Genomic DNA, 16,776 nt, shown 5'->3' with positions numbered 1-16,776 from the left:
CCAGGTGGAACGCGGAAACATCGTCTTCGGTGGCGGCGCGGAGCGTACCGATGTTTCGCTCGATACCGGCCATGCCAAGGCCGACCCCGCCCGGCTTCCCGGCCAGCTGCGCGCCCTCCTGCCGATCCTGCCGGCGCTTGCCAATGTCTCGGTGATCCGCACCTGGTCCGGCTGCGAGGGTTATGTCGGCGACGGCCTTCCCGTCATGGGACGGTCGGCAACGACGCCTGGCCTCTTCCATGCCTTCGGTTTTTGCGGCCACGGCTTCCAGCTCGGTCCGGGCGTCGGCGACGTGATGGCGGAATTGATCTCGACCGGCACGACCGAGACGCCCATCGATGACTTCCGGATTGAACGATTTCACAGGCGGGACGAGGGGCAGGAACTAAGTTAGCCAGCCGTCATACGTCTCTGCTCCCTTGCTCTCCAGCTCAACAAAGCGTGCCATCACGACCGGCGCTTGAACGTATGCTCCTTCGTGGGAAACGCTCGGGAGCGAACATCGCCCGCATAAGCGGCCGCCGCCGCCCCCACCCTCTTGCCCAGGTCGTCATACCGCTTGACGAAGCGCGGCGTGAAGTCGTTGAACAGCCCAAGCATGTCGTCCGAAACGAGGATCTGGCCGTCACAGGCAACCGATGCGCCGATTCCGATGGTTGGAACGGCGATGGCAGTCGTCATCTCGCGAGCCAATGTCTCGACCGTGCCCTCGATAACCACCGCAAAGGCTCCTGAATTGCCGACGGCTTCGGCATCACGCCGGATCTTCGCGACTTCTTCGTCGGAATGACCGACCGATCGGTAGCCACCCGCAGCATGAACCTGCTGCGGCATCAGGCCGATGTGGCCAAGGACCGGGACGCCGCGGGCGGTGAGGAAGGCGATGGTCTCGGCCATCTCTTCACCACCCTCGAGTTTGACCGCGTCGCAGCCGGTTTCCTGCAGAATGCGCACGGCATTGCGATAGGCCAATTCCCTGGTTTCCTGATAACTGCCAAAGGGCATGTCGACGACCACGCAGGATCTGGTGACACCGCGCATCACCGCCTTGCCGTGCGCGATCATCATGTCGAGCGTCACCGAAACGGTGCTCTCCATGCCGTAGAGGACCATGCCGAGCGAATCCCCAACGAGCAGAAGATCGCAGTGTTCATCCAGCAGCCGCGCCATCGGCGTTGTGTAGGCGGTCAGGCAGACGATCGGCGCTCCACCCTTCATCGCCCGGATCCGACTGGGCGTCAGGCGCTTTAAGGAGCCCGCGGCACTCATCGCGTTTCTCCCGTCCCAGACATGGTTTTTTTCGCAATCACCCGGTTGTCGAGAAGCTTGGTCGTGCCGACCCGCACGAACAGCGCAACGACCACCGGATCCTCGATCTTCGCGATAGCCTGCAACGTGGAGGCATCCCTGACCGCGACGACTTCCGGTTTTGCGAGCGGCTCGCGGCTGATGAAGCCGACAAGCTTTTCTTCAAGGACCTGCGGGTCCGTGAGACCCTGAGCGACGAGACGCTCCGCCTCGTCCAGGGCGCGAGGGACGACGACCGCAGCGCGTCTTTCTTCCTCGCTGAGATAGACGTTGCGGGATGACAGGGCGAGACCATCCGCATCCCGAACCGTCGGCACGGAAACGACGCGCACCGGCAATGCGAGATCCTCGACCATCCGTTTGATGATGACGACCTGCTGGTAATCCTTTTCGCCGAAATAGGCGTTCCTCGGCTGCACGATATTGAAGAGCTTGTTGACGACAGTCGCCACGCCCGCAAAATGTCCAGGTCGAACCGCGCCTTCGAGCTCGCATCCAAGCTCCGGCACATCAACGACCGTCTTCATGGGCCGCGGGTACATATCCTCGACGCCCGGCGCAAACAGGATATCGACGCCTGCTGTCTCCAGCATCGCCCTGTCGCGCTCCAGATCACGCGGATATCGACTGAGGTCTTCCGCCGGACCGAACTGAAGCGGGTTCACGAAAATCGATGCGACAACGATTTCGTTTTCGGCGCGGGCTTGCGAGACAAGTTCCATATGTCCGGCATGGAGATAGCCCATGGTCGGAACGAAGCCGACCGTCCCGCCTTTCGCCTTGGCCGCGGCAAGTGCCGCGCGCAGCGTCTCAATGCTCGATAGGACCCGCATGTTGCCCTCCCTGGCCACGATCACATCGGCGCGGATAGAGAGAGCAAGCGCGGCTACACGTCAATGCAGGCCTTTCGATAAAACCGATTAGACCGACGCGATACGGACTGGAGGCTCATCGCCAGTATCTATTCTAGCCTCAGTTTCGGCGTCGAAAAGATTGATGCTTGAAGGATCGACCTTGAAACGAATCTGGTCGCCTCTTCGACCCTTGAACCGCGGTTCAGCTCTGGCTATGACAGCCTGGTTGCCGATAATGGCCGTGACCATAGTGTCCGGACCCGTCGGCTCGACGACGTCGATCACGCCCTCAAGAAAAGCGTCCTCGGTCTCGACGACCTTGAGCTCCTCCGGCCTGACGCCGAGCACGCATTCTCGCGTTCCGTTCGCGATCCCAGGACCGCCGAGCGCGACGAGCACTCGCTCGCTCGTGAACCGGGTTCCGTCAGCATCCGAAAGAAGTTTCCCCCGAATGAAGTTCATTGCCGGAGAACCGATGAACCCGGCGACGAACATGTTGGCCGGGCGTTCGTAGATGGTTCGAGGATCGGCAAGCTGCTGAACATAACCGCCCTTCATTACGGCCACCTTCGTCGCCAGCGTCATCGCTTCGATCTGGTCGTGGGTGACGTAGACGATGCTGGTGCCAAGACGTTCATGAAGACGTTTTATCTCGGTTCTCATCTCGACGCGCAGCTTCGCGTCCAGGTTCGAGAGCGGTTCGTCGAAGAGAAAAAGGTCGGGATTGCGCACGATTGCGCGCCCCATGGCAACGCGTTGCCTCTGGCCGCCGGACAAATTTGCAGGAAGGCGATCGAGAAGGTGCCCGATCTGGAGCATCTCCGCCGCTTTGCGAATTTCCGCCTTGCGCTCTTGCTCGGGTACGCCCCGCATTTCGAGCCCGAAGCCGATGTTTCGTTCGACCGACATCGTCGGGTACAGCGCATAGGACTGAAACACCATTGCGATGTTCCGATCTTTCGGCGGCAGGGCCGTGACCGACCGACCCGCGATGGCGATATCCCCGGCCGACGGTTCGTCGAGCCCGGCAATGATGTTCAACAAGGTGGACTTGCCGCATCCGGAGGGTCCAAGCAGCACCAGAAAGCCGCCGTCTTCCAGATCGACGTCTATTCCGTGGAGAACATCGAGCGCCCCATAGGATTTGCGGATACCGCTTATGGAAAGGGTGGCCATCGTTTTCTCCTCAACCCTTGATCGCGCCTGCGGTAAGACCCTGGACCATCGCGCGCTGAACGATCGCGAAGAGGACGACCACCGGCAGGATGCTGAGTATGCCGCCGGCGGCAAGCACCCCCCACGGCAGCTGGAATTCGCCGACCATCAGTTGCAATCCGACAGGCCACGTTCGGGAACCCTGCCCTGTCGTCAACATGAGCGCAAAAATGAACTCGTTCCACGCAGCGATCGCGATGAATACCGAACTGGCGACGAGACCATTTCGCGCCAATGGCAGGACGATGCGCACCATGGCTCCAAGTCGTGTGGAGCCATCGATCCGAGCAGCGCTTTCCAGCTCCTTCGGCGCGGCATCGAAAAAGCCCTTGAGCATCCAGGCAAACAGCGGCAACAGGAAGCTGGTATAGGCAAGCGCCAGTCCGAAGCGGCTGTCGACCAGGCCCACGGTCCGCATCATGACGTAGAGCGGGATGATCACCATAACGGCCGGGAACATCCGCACCAGCAGATAGCCGAGCATGATTTTGTCTCGGCCTTTGAACGGCAGCCGCGCGAATGCATAAGCCGCGAGCGTCCCGGTCAGAACGCAGATCACCACGGTAATTGTGGTTACCACCAAGCTGTTTGCAATCAGCACCGGAAAATTCGATTGCGTCCAGATGGCGACATAGTTTTGAAAGGTGACCGTTCGGGGGATGTACTGCATATGCGAGGTGACGATGTCCGCCTCCGTCTTGAGGGACGTGAGAAACATCCAGAGGATCGGCCCGAGGCAGAACGTCGTCAGAGTTGTCAGCACGGCATAGGTCAGGATGTCTCCCGCAAGGCGCCGGCTGCGGCTGGTCTTGAGCATTCTCATTCCTTCGTGACGCGCGTTAGCCTGATGTAGATGGTCGCAAACAGCATGAGGAGGATGAACATGACGACCGAAAGCGCGCCCGCATAACCGAAATTGAACTCGCGATAGGCAGTCTGGAACGCATAGAGCGACAGGACCTGCGTGGCGTTGCCGGGGCCTCCGCCGGTCAAGACGAGCAGCAGGTCCGGCGAGTTGACGAGGCTGATCACGCGCAGGATGACGGCCGCGGCGATCACCGTCTTCAGCATCGGCACCGTGATCAGACGAAACTGACGGACGGGGCCTGCGCCATCGACCGCCGCAGCCTTGTACAGGTCCTCCGGGATGCCTTTCAATCCGGCGAGAAACAGAAGTGCGAAGAACGGAAAACCGTGCCACGCCTCGACCAGAATAGTCGCGGCCAACGCGGTGGCCGGATCGGCAAACCACGCCTTGTAGGTGCTCAGTATCCCAACCCGTACCAGCAGATCGTTGATGACGCCCAGCCGTGGGTCCAGCAAGAGAGCCCACATATGTCCGGCCACCACGTTCGGCAGAAAATAGGGAAGCAGGATCAGCACGCCGAATAACTTCGTACCTGGAAGGTTGCGGTTGAGCGCCACGGCCGCGATGAAGCCGAGCGTCACTTCGATGGCGATAGCTGCCGTCACCCAGATCGCTGTATTTTTCAACGAGATCCAGAAGACCCGATCCGACATCATCGCGACGTAGTGCTTCATCCCGACCCAGCCATTAAGGCCGGGCCGAGTGAGGCGCATTTCCCGCACGCTGATGACGAAGCCGTAGAGCGTCGGATAGGCGACCACCAGCAGAAGCAGGACAAGGCTCGGAAACAGCAGGAGGTAGACCCAATACCGTGTTTCGGAAAGGTTTCCGAGCAGCGTGATGGGTCCACGTGGCAAGAATGACTTCATATGATCGCGGCGCATGCCGTCCTCTGGGAGGCGGTGACGTTACGGTCATCGCGTCTGGTTGACTAACGAAGCGCGGCTTCGAGCCCTTGGATCATGCGGTCGACGGCCTGCACGGGTGTCAACTGCCCAGTCAGAACCGACTGGAAGGCGGGATTGACGACATTTTCCGACCACCCGGCAGCGCCGACGAAACTGTTGGGCAGCCGCCCGAACTCGAGCGTCTTTGAAGCGGCCTGGTAGACTGGATTGGACTTGATCCGCTTATCCTCAAGCGCCGCCGTCGACGCGGGGAAATAGCCCGTCGCTTCCAGCAGGGCGACCGCCGCGTCCGTTTCACCCCAGAAACTGATCCAGTCCCAGGCAGCGTCGATATTGTCGTCCTTCATGATGCCGTTGCCGGCATACGCAACACGCGCAATATGGGCCTTCGGGCCCGCCGGCATGGGAGCCGTGGCGAACTGTTCGTCCGCCTTGAGAGCAGCGGAGATTTCGATCAGCGATCCCGTATGATGCCAGACCATGGCGGTCTGACCGGTGCGGAATCCTTCCATGATCTGGCGATAGCTGTCGTTGGGCGCGCTTGGTGGAACGACCTTCTCCTTGAGAAAGAGGCTCGAATAGAAGCTGATGGCCTCGACTGCGGCTGCCTTGTCGATCGCCGCCTGCCCGTCCTTCACGATCGGAGAGCCGAAGGACTCCATCATGTCGATGACGTATTTGAATGCTCCCGCGCCACCTCGCATGCCGAACGCGTAGCGACCTTTCGCGGGGTTAGTCAGTTTCCTGCAGGCGGTAACGAACTCGTCCAAGGTCTTCGGCGGGCCCGCAAGGCCCGCTTCCTCGAAATAGTCCTTTCGGTAATACATCCAGTCGACGAAGGCATAAGCTGGAACGGCATATACGGCGCCGCCCTGGGACATGCCGGTCCACCGGTTTTCCGGCAGATTGGCCTTGCCCTTCCATGCACTCACCCGCTTGGTGATGTCCGTCAATGCGCCCATCGCCGTCAGGTCGGCGAAGCGTTCCGCGATGACCATACCGGTATCCGGCCGTCCGCCGGCCACCACCGCGGACGAAACCTTCGCCATGTATTCAGAGTTCGGGATGCTTTCCTGCGTGACCGTGACGCCCGGATGAGTTTTGGCGAACAGCTCGATGATTTTCAACAGGCCGGCCATCTCCGATTGGCTCGTGAAATGGTGCCAGTAATTTATCGCGGTCGCCGCATTGGCGGAGCGAATGTTGCCGGCCAGCGCCAGGGCGGCCGTCGCGGCGAGAAACTCACGTTTGGTGATCTGCATCTAATCCATCCTCCCACATATCAGATTGCAAATCTGATCGATCAGATAGAGATAGCAATCTTTCGAAGGCTCGGCAAGGCCAAGACGACTGGACGCGCGGTTCCGGTCAAACCAGTCCCATATTTCGATGAATCGCTGCCTGGAAATGCGCCTGAAGCGCCTTCTCTGCGGCATCGGCATCCCTGGTGGAACATGCCTCCAGAATATCCAGATGCTCCTTCAATGTCCTAATGAGGATCGGAGGCGTGACCTTCCGTTCCAATCGCAGCAAACGCAGGTAGTTGTGCATTCTACGATAGGCCGTATCGATCAGCGGATTACGCAGTGCCGCGACGATCTGGCCGTGAAGCTCGAGCTCGAGGAGATCCATCTCCGCGAGATGATCGACGGTAAGTCCATCTCTCTCCAGTTTACGCATAAGCCTGGAATGGCGGACTTCCAGACTGTTCATCAACTCCTCTTCGGCCTGTTCGGCAAAGACTCGCACGGCCGACCTCTCGATGATCGAGCGGAACTGATATGTCGCACGCGTCAGGTCGAGACCCGGTCGAACGAACTGGATTCCGGAGCGCGGATGGATCGTCAGAATGCCTTCGGCCTCAAGCATTCGTAGGGCGTCGCGGAGCGGCGCGACCGGCACGCCGACGATTTCCGAAAGCTCGCTCTGGGAGATGAATGCGCCCACAGGAACCTTTCGTTCGAACAGACTCTCGAGGATCCGCTCATAGGCGACGTCGCTGAGGCGCGGCGCGGCGGATTCGACGTCGGTTGATCTTCCCTTACGCGCTTGCGATTTTTTCATACGTCCGATAATACCATTGATAGATCAGTTGCCAAATTAAAACGATCAGAGAGCGCTGTTATGCCCCTATCAGAATTCCGTATAACCCGATTTCAGTTCGCCCGCGACAGGGTAATCGGAGACAGTCAGGTCCGAGCCGACGATGTCAACGTCGCTGCTCTCGAACTTGTGGGCGAAAGCGGAAAGATCGGGCTGGGCTTTATCCAGACTCTCTTTCATCCCCTCCCGGATCAAGCCGAGATCGAGGCGGTTTTTGCAAACGAGGTTTGGCCCGGCATCGCGGGCCAGGAAGCTATCGCGCTGGTCCATCGCGTACATCGCCCGCGGGGCGGCAACCAGCGCGCCTTTTCGCTGCCATTTCACGAGGCGCTGCAGGTCGCATCGTGGGACCTCGCCGCCAAGGAAGTCGGATTACCGCTCCACACGCTGCTCGGCAGCCGTCGTGACCGTGTTCGCGCCTATGCCAGCGGTCTCGACTTTCACCTCGGCGACGAAGCGTTCTGCGCGCTGTTCTCACATGCCGCGAGCCTGGGATACACGGCATTCAAGATCAAGGTGGGCCATCCGGACTTCAAACGGGATATGCGTCGTCTCGATTTGTTGAAGGAAGTCGTGCCTGCCGGTTCACATATCATGATCGATCCCAACGAGGCCTGGAATTCGAAGGAAGCCCTGGTGAAGCTTACGGCGATCCGCGACGCCGGCCATGATCTGTTATGGGTTGAAGACCCAATTCTGCGCCATGACTTCGAGGGGCTCCGGACACTCCGTCACGCGGTCAACTGGACGCAGATCAACAGTGGAGAATATCTCGACGCAACGGGAAAACGGATCCTTATGGAAAATTTCGGGACCGATCTGCTGAACGTCCATGGCCAGGTGACAGACGTCATGCGGATCGGTTGGCTTGCGGCCGAGCTTGGCGTCCCGATCAGCCTGGGCAATACGTTCCTGGAAGTCGGAGTGCACATGGCTGTCGCACTTCCGGAAGTCGAATGGCTCGAATATTCGTTCCAGAATTTCGATCACCTGGTGGAGCAGCCTGTCGAGATCAAGGACGGTTTTGCATTCGCACCAAACCGTCCGGGCCATGGACTTGTTCTCAGCGAAGCGGCCCGCAAGGATTGGTCTCGCCCGAAGCGCCTCGACCGATCGGAACTTGGTGCGGCCCCGACAAACCCTCGTTTGCCATACCTCGCTTGACGCTCATCAGCGGCGCGTCAGCCAATCCATGGCTGAGGTCCCACCGCGATCAATATCCCAAGGCGCAACCGTCCTTGCGATGATCCGACGCGCCGTGAAGCGTTCCGTGTTCCCAATCGATCCATATGGCCTGGGCGCCGCCGATTGCCCAGTTCGGCGGCTGCACTTTGAAGCCCCTGGCCGTGAAATAGTCGCCGGCAGACTGGCGAAGGCTTTCTTCCATCTCGACCGTTGCCGTTCCCGGCAGCGGGAAGAGGCGTGGGAGATCGATGGCGCTCTGGATGTCGAGACCGTAGTCGATCAACTTGGAGAGGAATTGGGCATGCCCCATCGCCTGGTAATGGCCGCCCATGACGCCAAAGGACATCATCGTTCGCCCGCCCTTCGTCACCATGCCGGGGATGATCGTGTGCATCGGCCGCTTGCGGGGTGCAATGGCATTGGGATGGCCCTCTTCGAGCGTGAAACTTTGACCCCTGTTATGGAAAAGCACGCCCGACTTCGGCGCCATCAGGCCGCTTCCGTAGGGGTGGAATATCGAATTGATGAAACTCGCGGCATTGCGATCTTTGTCGACGACTGAGATGTAGACCGTGTCGGAGTGTTCGACACCGCCGAGGATGGCCTTGGCATCTACTGGGGCCTTACGGTCAATCTTTGCAGCAAGTTCATCGGCAAGCGCATCGGACATGAGAAAGTCGACAGGAGTTTCAGATGTGGAAGCATCTGCGACCCATCTGTCGCGTGCCGCATAAGCCAGTCTCGTCGCTTCGACCTCCACGATGAGGTTTTCAGGATCGAGCGGATCTCCGGCCGGTGCGAAGCGCTCCAGTATCTTCAGGATCAGGAGTGCGATGATGCCTTGACCGTTGGGTGGACATTCATGGACATCCCAACCGCGATAGCTGGCGCTGATCGGCTTGACATACTCGCCGCCCGCGGTGGCGAAATCGTCGGTCGTGTGAAGGCCGCCATGCGCGGCAAGATGAGAAACCATCTCTTCGGCGATGCCGCCACGATAAAAGGCATCGCGGCCCTCGCGCCCTATGGCCTCAAGCGTGCCGGCCAGCTCTGGCTGATATTGGACCGCGCCGACATCGGGGGCCTTGCCGTCAACGAGGAATATGCGCCGACAAGACGGATCGCGCTTCAGCAATTCCTCCTGGTGCGAGATGTCGGCGGCGACGCGGGACGTTATTCCATAACCCTCGCGTGCAAACGATATTGCCTGCGACAACACGTCTTCCATCGGCATCCGACCATGATCCGCAACGAGGCGAGTCCAGGCGTCGACGGCGCCGGGCACGGTCACGGCGTGCGGCGAAAATCGTTCGATCGTCCGGATCCCCTGACTCTGGTACCAGGACAGATCAGCGGCCGCGGGCGTTCGCCCCGATCCGTTGAAGGCGACCACGTCAGCCCCGCCGTTGGTGCTCAGGAGAGCGAAGCAATCGCCGCCGACGCCGGTTGAACCCGCTTCGACGACGCATTGGACAGCGCAAGCCCCAACGGCCGCATCGATCGCGGCGCCTCCCGCCTTCAGGATCTCAAGCGCTGCAAGCGTCGCCATCGGATGTGAGGTCGCAGCCATTCCATTACGGCCGATGGCGACCGACCGTCCCGGTTTTTCAAAATTCCGCATGATGGATCCCTTCAAATCAGGCCGCACGTTTTCGCCCAGCCGTAAGTCTCATCGATGGCAACTTGAGACCGATCGAACATCTCGTTGATTTCGGTCTCCGTCATGATCAGCGGCGGGCAAAAAGAAAAGTTGTCGCCAAGCGCACGCGTGATTACGCCATGCGCCTGGGCGCGTTTTCCGGCCTGGATCGCGACGCCATCGGTCGGCTTGAACGCTTCCCGAGTCGCCTTGTTGCGGACAAGTTCGAGCGTCCCGATCATGCCGCGGCCGCGTGCGTTGCCGACAAGCGGATGCTCGCCTAGGTCACGCAGACGCTCCTGAAATAACGGCGCAACGGACTGAACATGTCCAAGGATGTCACGCTCCTCGTAGATTTTCAGTGTTTCCAGCGCGACGGCGGTGGCCACTGGATGGCCACTATAGGTGAAGCCGTGACCGAACGTGCCGATCTTTTCGCTTTCCGCGACGATCGACTGATGGACCTTGTCGTTGATCATGATTGCCGAGATCGGCTGATAGGCGGCAGAAAGCTGCTTTGCCATGGTGATCATGTCAGGCCGCATGCCGAAGCTTTCCGATCCGAACATCGTCCCCAGGCGGCCAAAGCCGCAGATGACTTCGTCGGCGATCAGCAAAATGTCGTAGCGGTGCAGGATTGCCTGGACTTTTTCATAGTAGGTCGCCGGCGGGACGATGCATCCACCCGACGCCATCAGCGGCTCGGCAAAAAATGCCCCGATCGTCTCCGGTCCTTCCTGGAGAATGAGACGCTCAAGCGATTCTGCGCATCGTGTTGCAAACTCTTCCTCGCTCTCGCCTTCAAGCCCATAACGATAGAATTCCGGGCAATCGGTATGGAGGACCCTGTCGATTGGCAGGTCGAAGTCTCGATGATTGTTCGCAAGTCCCGTCAGGCTTGCCGAGGCGATCGTCACACCGTGATAGGCTCTCATCCGCGAGATGATCTTCTTCTTCTCGGGCTTGCCGATGGCGTTGTGATAGTACCAAACCAGCTTCATCGCCGTGTCGTTTGCTTCCGATCCCGAATTGGCAAAGAACACCTTCGACATCGGAACAGGCGCGAGTTTGATCAGCCGCTCGGCCAATTCGATTGCGGTCTCGTGCGACTTGCCGCCAAAGCTGTGGTAAAAAGGCAATTCCTGCATCTGCCGGTATGCCGCTTCCACGAGGCGCGTCTCGCTGAATCCGAGCGACGCACAAAAGAGCCCGCCCAAGGCCTCGATGTAGCGGTTGCCATCACTATCGATGACGTGGACACCGTCGCCTTTCGCGATCAACAGCGGCCCGTCTTTCAGATGCTGCGATGCGTTCGTATAGGGGTGCAATACAAAGGCCGCATCGCGCGCTTCCAGGGAGTTTGGCAAAACCGTCACTTGGTGTCTCCTAATTTATCGAGCGCAGATGCGCCTGTTTTGTTGGGAACCGGCAAGCGCGCTCCGCGCCTGCCGGGTCCATTCGCTTTCCAGATCCAAGCATCAATCGACGCTGGTCTTGATCCATTTCTTGGCGAGCTTGTCGATCGTTCCGTCGGCCTTGGCTGCCTCGATCGCAGCATCGAACATCGCCTTCAGGGCAGTATCGTCCTTGCGCAATCCTGCGGCGATGCCCTGGCCGAAGACGCCGCCGGTGAATGTCGGGCCGGCAATCTTGTAGTCCTTGAAATCGGCTTTCGAGAGCGTCGCCATCAGAGCCGTCTTCTGGGCGACGACGGCATCGATGCGACCGGCCTGCAGATCGAGATCGTGCTGCTCGGTCGTCTTGTATTCGCGTGTTTTCAGGGTGCCTTTGAAATACTTATCGAGAAAGGCGACATTTGCGGTCGATACCTGCGCGCCGACATTGCTGCCTTTGAGGGCGCCCTCAAGCGGCTTCAATGCCGCATCAAGCGTTGCGCTGTCACCATTCAGGTCCACGACCGTGCCGGTGCCCGGCAGGTTTGCCAACGGTCCGTCCTTCTGCACCATGAAAGCCGCAGCCGTTGAAGCATAAGGCTTGCTGAAGGCAATCACCTCCAGGCGTTTCGGGGTGACGATCATCGACGCCATGATTGCATCGAATTTCTTGGCGTTCAGCGAGGGGATCAGGCCATCCCAATCCTGCGCTACGATCGTGCATTTGACTTTCATGCGGCCGCAGAGATCGGTTGCGAGATCGATTTCAAACCCCTGGAGCTTGCCGTCTGGTCCCGTGAAATTCCACGGCTCGTAGGCACCTTCCGTGGCGATCTTGATTTCCGTTGGCTTCGATTGTGCGTAGGCAGCGCCAGCCGCCAGCGTGGTGGCGATGATTGCTATAATGGTCTTTTTCATTGTTCATTCCCCTTTTTCTTGTGCCCGTTTTGAATGGAGCGGTTGCAACCAAATCTGCCCGTCAGATATTTTCCTTTCCTGACGTGCGAGCCGTAAACGCCTCTGCCGACAGGCACAGGAGTTCGAAGAGAACCTGCGCTGCGACCTGTGCGGTATTCGTTGTCGGATCGTATTCCGGGGCAATTTCGACAACATCGCCGCCGACGATATCAAGACCTCTCAGACCGCGCAGGAGGCCCAGCGCCTGCGCGGAGGAGAGACCCCCGACCTCCGGTGTGCCGGTCCCTGGCGCGAAAGCCGGATCCAGCGAATCGACGTCGAAGCTGACATAGACTGGTCCATCCCCCACGACGTCGCGCGCTTTGCGGATGACTGCTTGCAGGCCAAGCTCGTCTACCTCTTCCGCATGGATCACCGTCATTCCTGACGCAAACGAGAATTCCCAGAGATACTCGGAGTTACCCCGGATGCCGATCTGAATCGTGCGTTTCGGATCGAGAACGCCGTCCAGCACCGCCTGCCGGAAAGGCCCGCCGTGGTGGAACTTGCAGCCTTCGAATGATCCGCCGGTATCGCAATGCGCGTCGATATGGATCATGCCGACGGGGCGATCCTTTCCGATCGCGCGCAGGATGGGCAGCCCGATTGAATGATCACCACCAACTGACAGTGGCACGACACCGGCCGCAACGATGGCTGCTACGAAACTCTCGATATCGTCATGCGACGAAGCCAGATCGAACCGGCTTCGGAATGGCACGTCGCCGACATCGGCGACCCGCACTTGCGCTGTCGGAACTGCGCGAAGGACATGTTCATAGGGGCCCACCCGATCGACATTGCGCACAGCACGCGGCCCAAACCGGGCTCCGCTCCGGTTGGTCACGCCGAGATCCATGGGAATACCAAGGAGTGCGACGTCGATCCCAGCAAAAGCGGGCGCGGCGTCAGGTCGATAAGGCGCTTTCAACAGCGACGGCACTCCACAATAGGGCGCCTGACGGCTGTCGCCATCCCCGAAAACGAGCTTTGCCACCCTACTGAAATCCGGATCGAAGATGTCGCCACCGGATGCCGCCGAGTATCGGGCCCGCAATTCGTCAAGCTCGAGAATTTCTATCATCCGACCTCCTGACCACGCTCAGATCACGCAATGAAAAACAATCTCGCAAAAGCGATTGATTGATGTGCGCAATGTTGTATACATAATCGTATTCCATAAAAAGATGCAAGTGGCCAAACGACGAGCATGACAAATCAAGTTTGACGCTATTTGTGTGAGAGCGATGGAAGCATTGAGAGGGATTCGGTGTCTGCGACAAACAAAGAGCCAAAGGTTTCGTTGCGCGAAGCGACCTACAGCCAGCTGAAGGATCTGATCCTGAACGGCCAACTTCGGCCATCGGAACGCCTATCGGAAAACAATCTCGCAAAACGTTTCGGCGTGAGCCGCACGCCTCTGCGGGAGGCGTTGATGAAGCTCGAGGAAGAGGGGCTGGTCGTCGGGCAGCGAAACCTCGGTTATACGGTCACCGATCTTGATATTACGGGTTTCTGCAATCTCCTCGTCGTACGCGAGGCGCTCGACGTCTGCGCCGCGAAGCTCGCATGCGAGAAGGCGACGGACGAGGATCTCGCGCGCCTTCGTGACGTCATCGAACAGATGGCGGTCCTGAAGGTTTCCGACAACCGAACGCCATCGGACGCCGCGCAAAACCTGCAGCTCGGCCTTCATATCCACCGCGTCATCGCCGAAGCAACAAAGAACGATGCGTTGGTACGTGCAACGGATCAGATCTACCAGCAGCTGCGCCTTGCCCTTTGGCTGGAGGTCCTTTGGGTCGATCTGGAGCACACAGACTTTGACGAGCACAAAGCGATCGCCGACGCAATATTGGCTCGCGATCCCGAGGAAGCCGCCAAGGCGGCGAGCGCTCATGTGCAGAGCTCGCTGAAGAACATGTCGAAACTCGAACGTATTTGGCATCACCGACGCGCTGTCGGTTCGGGCTGAGACGCCGCACGGGAAAGTCTATGGAAGCCATCGAGAAGTACTTGGTACTTGTGAGTTTTGGTCAGGGCGGCTGGGGCAGCCTGTTGCTGACCGCATTGCTTATGACGGTCGCCGTTTCGGTGTGCGGTTTTCTGGCAGGCACCATGATCGGCTCGCTTGTTGCTGCCATGAAGCTGTCCCGATATCTCGCGGTGCGCTGGGCGGGCGACTGTTACACGACCGTTTTGCGCGGCGTGCCGGATCTTCTCGTCATTTATCTCTTTTATTTCGGCGGCAGCGCCATCCTCGGTCATTTGGGGGGAATAGTCGGATATGACGGTTATATCGGCATGCCCGCGTTTTTGACCGGAACGATCGCGCTCGGCGTCGTTTCCGCTGCCTATCAGGCGGAGGTCTTGCGTGGCGCCTATCAGTCCGTGTCGCGTGGAGAACTCGAAGCCGCCACCGCGATAGGCATGCGACCATGGCTGAAGTTCCGCAGGATCATTGCCCCTCTCGTCCTTCGCTACGCCGTGCCAGGTCTTGGCAACACGTGGCAGCTGGTGCTGAAAGAATCTGCGCTGATATCCGTCACCGGCCTCGTTGAAATCCTGCGTCAGTCGCAGATCGCTGCCGGCTCCACCCGCAAGCCCTTCGAGTTCTACCTCACCGCCATCGTTCTCTATCTCGTCATCACCTGGATCTCCTCCATTCTTTTTCGTCGGCTGGAGACGCGAAGCTTGCGCGGAATTCGGAGGGCATTGTGATGGATTTCGACTTCCTCGCGCAGACGTTCCAAACCTTGATGGGCGGTCTCCCCCTGACCTTGAGCATGGCCGCCATATCCATCACCGCCGGGACACTTCTTGCCGTTTCGATTGCGTTGACGTCCGTTTTGGGTGGAACGGCCGGGCGCACAATCGCCAGCGCCTACGTGTTCGTGTTTCGCGGCTCTCCGCTGCTCGTTCAGATGTTTCTCATCTACTACGGCTTGGGGCAATTCCGGCCGTCCCTGCAGGCGCTCGGTATATGGACGATATTTCGGGAACCCTACTGGTGCGCCGTCATAGCCTTGACCCTGAATACGGCCGCCTATTCGGGCGAAATTTTCCGCGGTGCGCTTCAATCGGTGTCAGCGCAGCAGGTGGAAGCCGCCCGCGCGTGCGGCATGTCCGGCGCTCTCCTGTTTCGACGGATCATTTTCCCGATCGCATTGCGCCAGGCGCTGCCGGCCTACGGCAACGAGATCGTCCTGATGGTAAAGGCGACGGCTCTCGCATCGGTTATCACGATCATGGAAATCACCGGCCTGGCGGGAAAGCTGATCGCCGATAGTTTCCGAGCGTTCGAAGTGTTCATTGTCGCGAGCGCCATCTATCTGCTGATCAATTTCGTGCTAACGCGCATCCTCGTCGGCCTGGAATGCTGGCTTTCGCCGCATTTGCGCCTTCCGCCATTGCCTCCGACACCTAGGGAAACTGCATGCTGAGCAGAGGGATAAATTTGGCTGCCGAGAACACGAAGACGCCGACGGTTTCGGTAAAAAACCTGCACAAATGTTTCGGCCCGCTGGAAGTGCTGAAGGGCGTTTCCCTGGAGGCGCGCGAGGGCGATGTCATTTCCATTCTGGGGTCGTCAGGATCGGGCAAGTCGACGATGCTCCGCTGCATCAATATGCTGGAGGTGCCCGATAGCGGCGAAATCTCGATCGCCGGGGAAGCATATCTTATGAAAAAAGGGCGCCGCAAAGCAGAACCTGCCGATCGCCGCCAGGTCGATCGCATCCGCCAGCATGTCGGCATGGTATTCCAGAACTTCAATCTCTGGTCTCACATGACGATCCTGGAAAACGTGATCGAAGCGCCGGTCCATGTGCAGAGGCGCAGTCGTGCCGAATGTATCGAAGAGGCTGAGGCCCTGCTTGCCCGGGTTGGTATCGCCGACAAACGGCATTTTTATCCATCGCATCTCTCCGGCGGGCAACAGCAGCGTGCTGCAATTGCCCGCGCACTTGCCCAGCGCCCGAAGGTTATGCTGTTTGACGAGCCGACGTCGGCGCTTGATCCGGAGCTGGTCGGAGAGGTCCTCAAGGTCATGCGATCGCTGGCCGAGGAGGGACGAACGATGCTGGTCGTCACCCATGAAATGGCGTTCGCCCGCGACGTCTCGAATAAAGTTGTTTTTCTTCACAAGGGAGCCGTGGAAGAGGAAGGCTCTCCCGCGGAGCTTTTTCAGTCTCCGAAGTCACCGAGATTTCAGCAGTTTCTTGCAAGCGTCCGGCAATAGCGAGCAAAAACACGCGGCGGCTGAAGGCCGAGCTCTCTGATGTCGCGCGGTTTGAGGGCCGGATCGCATCCGCTTGCTCAGAAGTTGCGCCGCATCCTTTCAACG

The 16,776-nt window shown here is 59.3% G+C and carries 17 protein-coding genes; 6 read left to right on the top strand and 11 right to left on the bottom strand.

Features of this window, described 5'->3' with window-relative positions:
* Window positions 1–394, top strand: a 394-nt coding sequence (locus tag MOV61_RS08665; RefSeq protein ID WP_247136282.1) for an FAD-binding oxidoreductase, incomplete at its 5' end; no start/stop codon positions are given.
* Window positions 395–447: 53 nt separating this feature from the next.
* On the opposite strand, the gene panB is transcribed toward MOV61_RS08665, so the two are convergent.
* The 7 genes from panB to MOV61_RS08630 form a co-directional block, all read right to left on the bottom strand.
* The gene (gene panB, locus MOV61_RS08660; RefSeq protein WP_247136281.1) at window positions 448–1,269 is read right to left on the bottom strand and encodes a 3-methyl-2-oxobutanoate hydroxymethyltransferase; all 822 of its coding nucleotides are present in this window, start codon (window positions 1,267–1,269) and stop codon (window positions 448–450) included.
* Window positions 1,266–2,141 carry a pantoate--beta-alanine ligase gene (gene panC, locus MOV61_RS08655; RefSeq protein ID WP_247136280.1) on the bottom strand — a complete coding sequence of 292 codons (876 nt, stop codon included), beginning with the start codon at window positions 2,139–2,141 and terminating at the stop codon, window positions 1,266–1,268. Before panC ends, panB begins: the two co-directional genes overlap by 4 nt.
* An 87-nt stretch (window positions 2,142–2,228) precedes the next feature.
* The gene (locus MOV61_RS08650; protein ID WP_247136285.1) at window positions 2,229–3,338 is read right to left on the bottom strand and encodes an ABC transporter ATP-binding protein; all 1,110 of its coding nucleotides are present in this window, start codon (window positions 3,336–3,338) and stop codon (window positions 2,229–2,231) included.
* Between the two features lie 10 nt (window positions 3,339–3,348).
* Window positions 3,349–4,200, bottom strand: a complete 852-nt coding sequence (locus MOV61_RS08645) for a carbohydrate ABC transporter permease (RefSeq protein WP_405029357.1) — start codon at window positions 4,198–4,200, stop codon at window positions 3,349–3,351.
* Complete coding sequence (locus MOV61_RS08640) at window positions 4,197–5,102, bottom strand: carbohydrate ABC transporter permease (RefSeq protein WP_247136279.1); 906 nt, start codon at window positions 5,100–5,102, stop codon at window positions 4,197–4,199. The genes MOV61_RS08645 and MOV61_RS08640 overlap by 4 nt, the downstream gene beginning before the upstream one ends.
* 74 nt (window positions 5,103–5,176) lie before the next feature.
* Window positions 5,177–6,415 (bottom strand): sugar ABC transporter substrate-binding protein, encoded by a 1,239-nt coding sequence (locus MOV61_RS08635; RefSeq protein WP_247136278.1) that lies wholly within the window; start codon window positions 6,413–6,415, stop codon window positions 5,177–5,179.
* 106 nt (window positions 6,416–6,521) lie between these two features.
* Window positions 6,522–7,217: a GntR family transcriptional regulator gene (locus MOV61_RS08630; protein ID WP_247136277.1), complete on the bottom strand. Its 696-nt coding sequence runs from the start codon at window positions 7,215–7,217 to the stop codon at window positions 6,522–6,524.
* 60 nt (window positions 7,218–7,277) lie between these two features.
* On the opposite strand from MOV61_RS08630, the gene MOV61_RS08625 reads away from it, so the two are divergent.
* The gene (locus tag MOV61_RS08625; protein ID WP_247136284.1) at window positions 7,278–8,420 is read left to right on the top strand and encodes a mandelate racemase/muconate lactonizing enzyme family protein; all 1,143 of its coding nucleotides are present in this window, start codon (window positions 7,278–7,280) and stop codon (window positions 8,418–8,420) included.
* 49 nt (window positions 8,421–8,469) lie between these two features.
* Here MOV61_RS08625 and ggt read toward each other — a convergent pair whose 3' ends face one another.
* The 4 genes from ggt to speB all read right to left on the bottom strand — a co-directional run bounded on the left by ggt (window position 8,470) and on the right by speB (window position 13,515).
* Window positions 8,470–10,062, bottom strand: coding sequence for a gamma-glutamyltransferase (ggt, locus tag MOV61_RS08620; RefSeq protein ID WP_247136276.1), 1,593 nt, complete (start codon window positions 10,060–10,062; stop codon window positions 8,470–8,472).
* An 11-nt stretch (window positions 10,063–10,073) separates the two neighbouring features.
* Entirely contained in the window at window positions 10,074–11,456 is a 1,383-nt protein-coding gene (locus MOV61_RS08615; protein ID WP_247136275.1) for an aspartate aminotransferase family protein, read from the bottom strand.
* A gap of 102 nt (window positions 11,457–11,558) precedes the next feature.
* Complete coding sequence (locus tag MOV61_RS08610) at window positions 11,559–12,392, bottom strand: lysine/arginine/ornithine ABC transporter substrate-binding protein (protein ID WP_247136274.1); 834 nt, start codon at window positions 12,390–12,392, stop codon at window positions 11,559–11,561.
* A 61-nt stretch (window positions 12,393–12,453) separates the two neighbouring features.
* A complete protein-coding gene (gene speB / locus MOV61_RS08605; protein ID WP_247136273.1) occupies window positions 12,454–13,515 on the bottom strand; it encodes an agmatinase in 1,062 nt (353 codons plus the stop codon).
* Between the two features lie 186 nt (window positions 13,516–13,701).
* Between speB and MOV61_RS08600 the strand changes: the two genes are divergently transcribed.
* Genes MOV61_RS08600 through MOV61_RS08585 form a run of 4 tightly spaced genes read left to right on the top strand, consistent with a single transcriptional unit; the run spans window position 13,702 to window position 16,671 of the window.
* A complete protein-coding gene (locus MOV61_RS08600) occupies window positions 13,702–14,406 on the top strand; it encodes a GntR family transcriptional regulator (protein ID WP_247136272.1) in 705 nt (234 codons plus the stop codon).
* 20 nt (window positions 14,407–14,426) lie between these two features.
* Complete coding sequence (locus tag MOV61_RS08595) at window positions 14,427–15,152, top strand: ABC transporter permease (RefSeq protein ID WP_247136271.1); 726 nt, start codon at window positions 14,427–14,429, stop codon at window positions 15,150–15,152.
* Window positions 15,152–15,874, top strand: coding sequence for an ABC transporter permease (locus MOV61_RS08590; RefSeq protein WP_247136270.1), 723 nt, complete (start codon window positions 15,152–15,154; stop codon window positions 15,872–15,874). The genes MOV61_RS08595 and MOV61_RS08590 overlap by 1 nt, the downstream gene beginning before the upstream one ends.
* Window positions 15,868–16,671 carry an ABC transporter ATP-binding protein gene (locus MOV61_RS08585; protein WP_247136269.1) on the top strand — a complete coding sequence of 268 codons (804 nt, stop codon included), beginning with the start codon at window positions 15,868–15,870 and terminating at the stop codon, window positions 16,669–16,671. Before MOV61_RS08590 ends, MOV61_RS08585 begins: the two co-directional genes overlap by 7 nt.
* Window positions 16,672–16,776: the final 105 nt, after the last annotated feature.

Source organism: Neorhizobium sp. BETTINA12A, from assembly GCF_023006485.1.
In the GTDB taxonomy this organism is placed as follows: domain Bacteria; phylum Pseudomonadota; class Alphaproteobacteria; order Rhizobiales; family Rhizobiaceae; genus Neorhizobium.
This window is presented reverse-complemented; position numbering and strand designations above follow the sequence as displayed.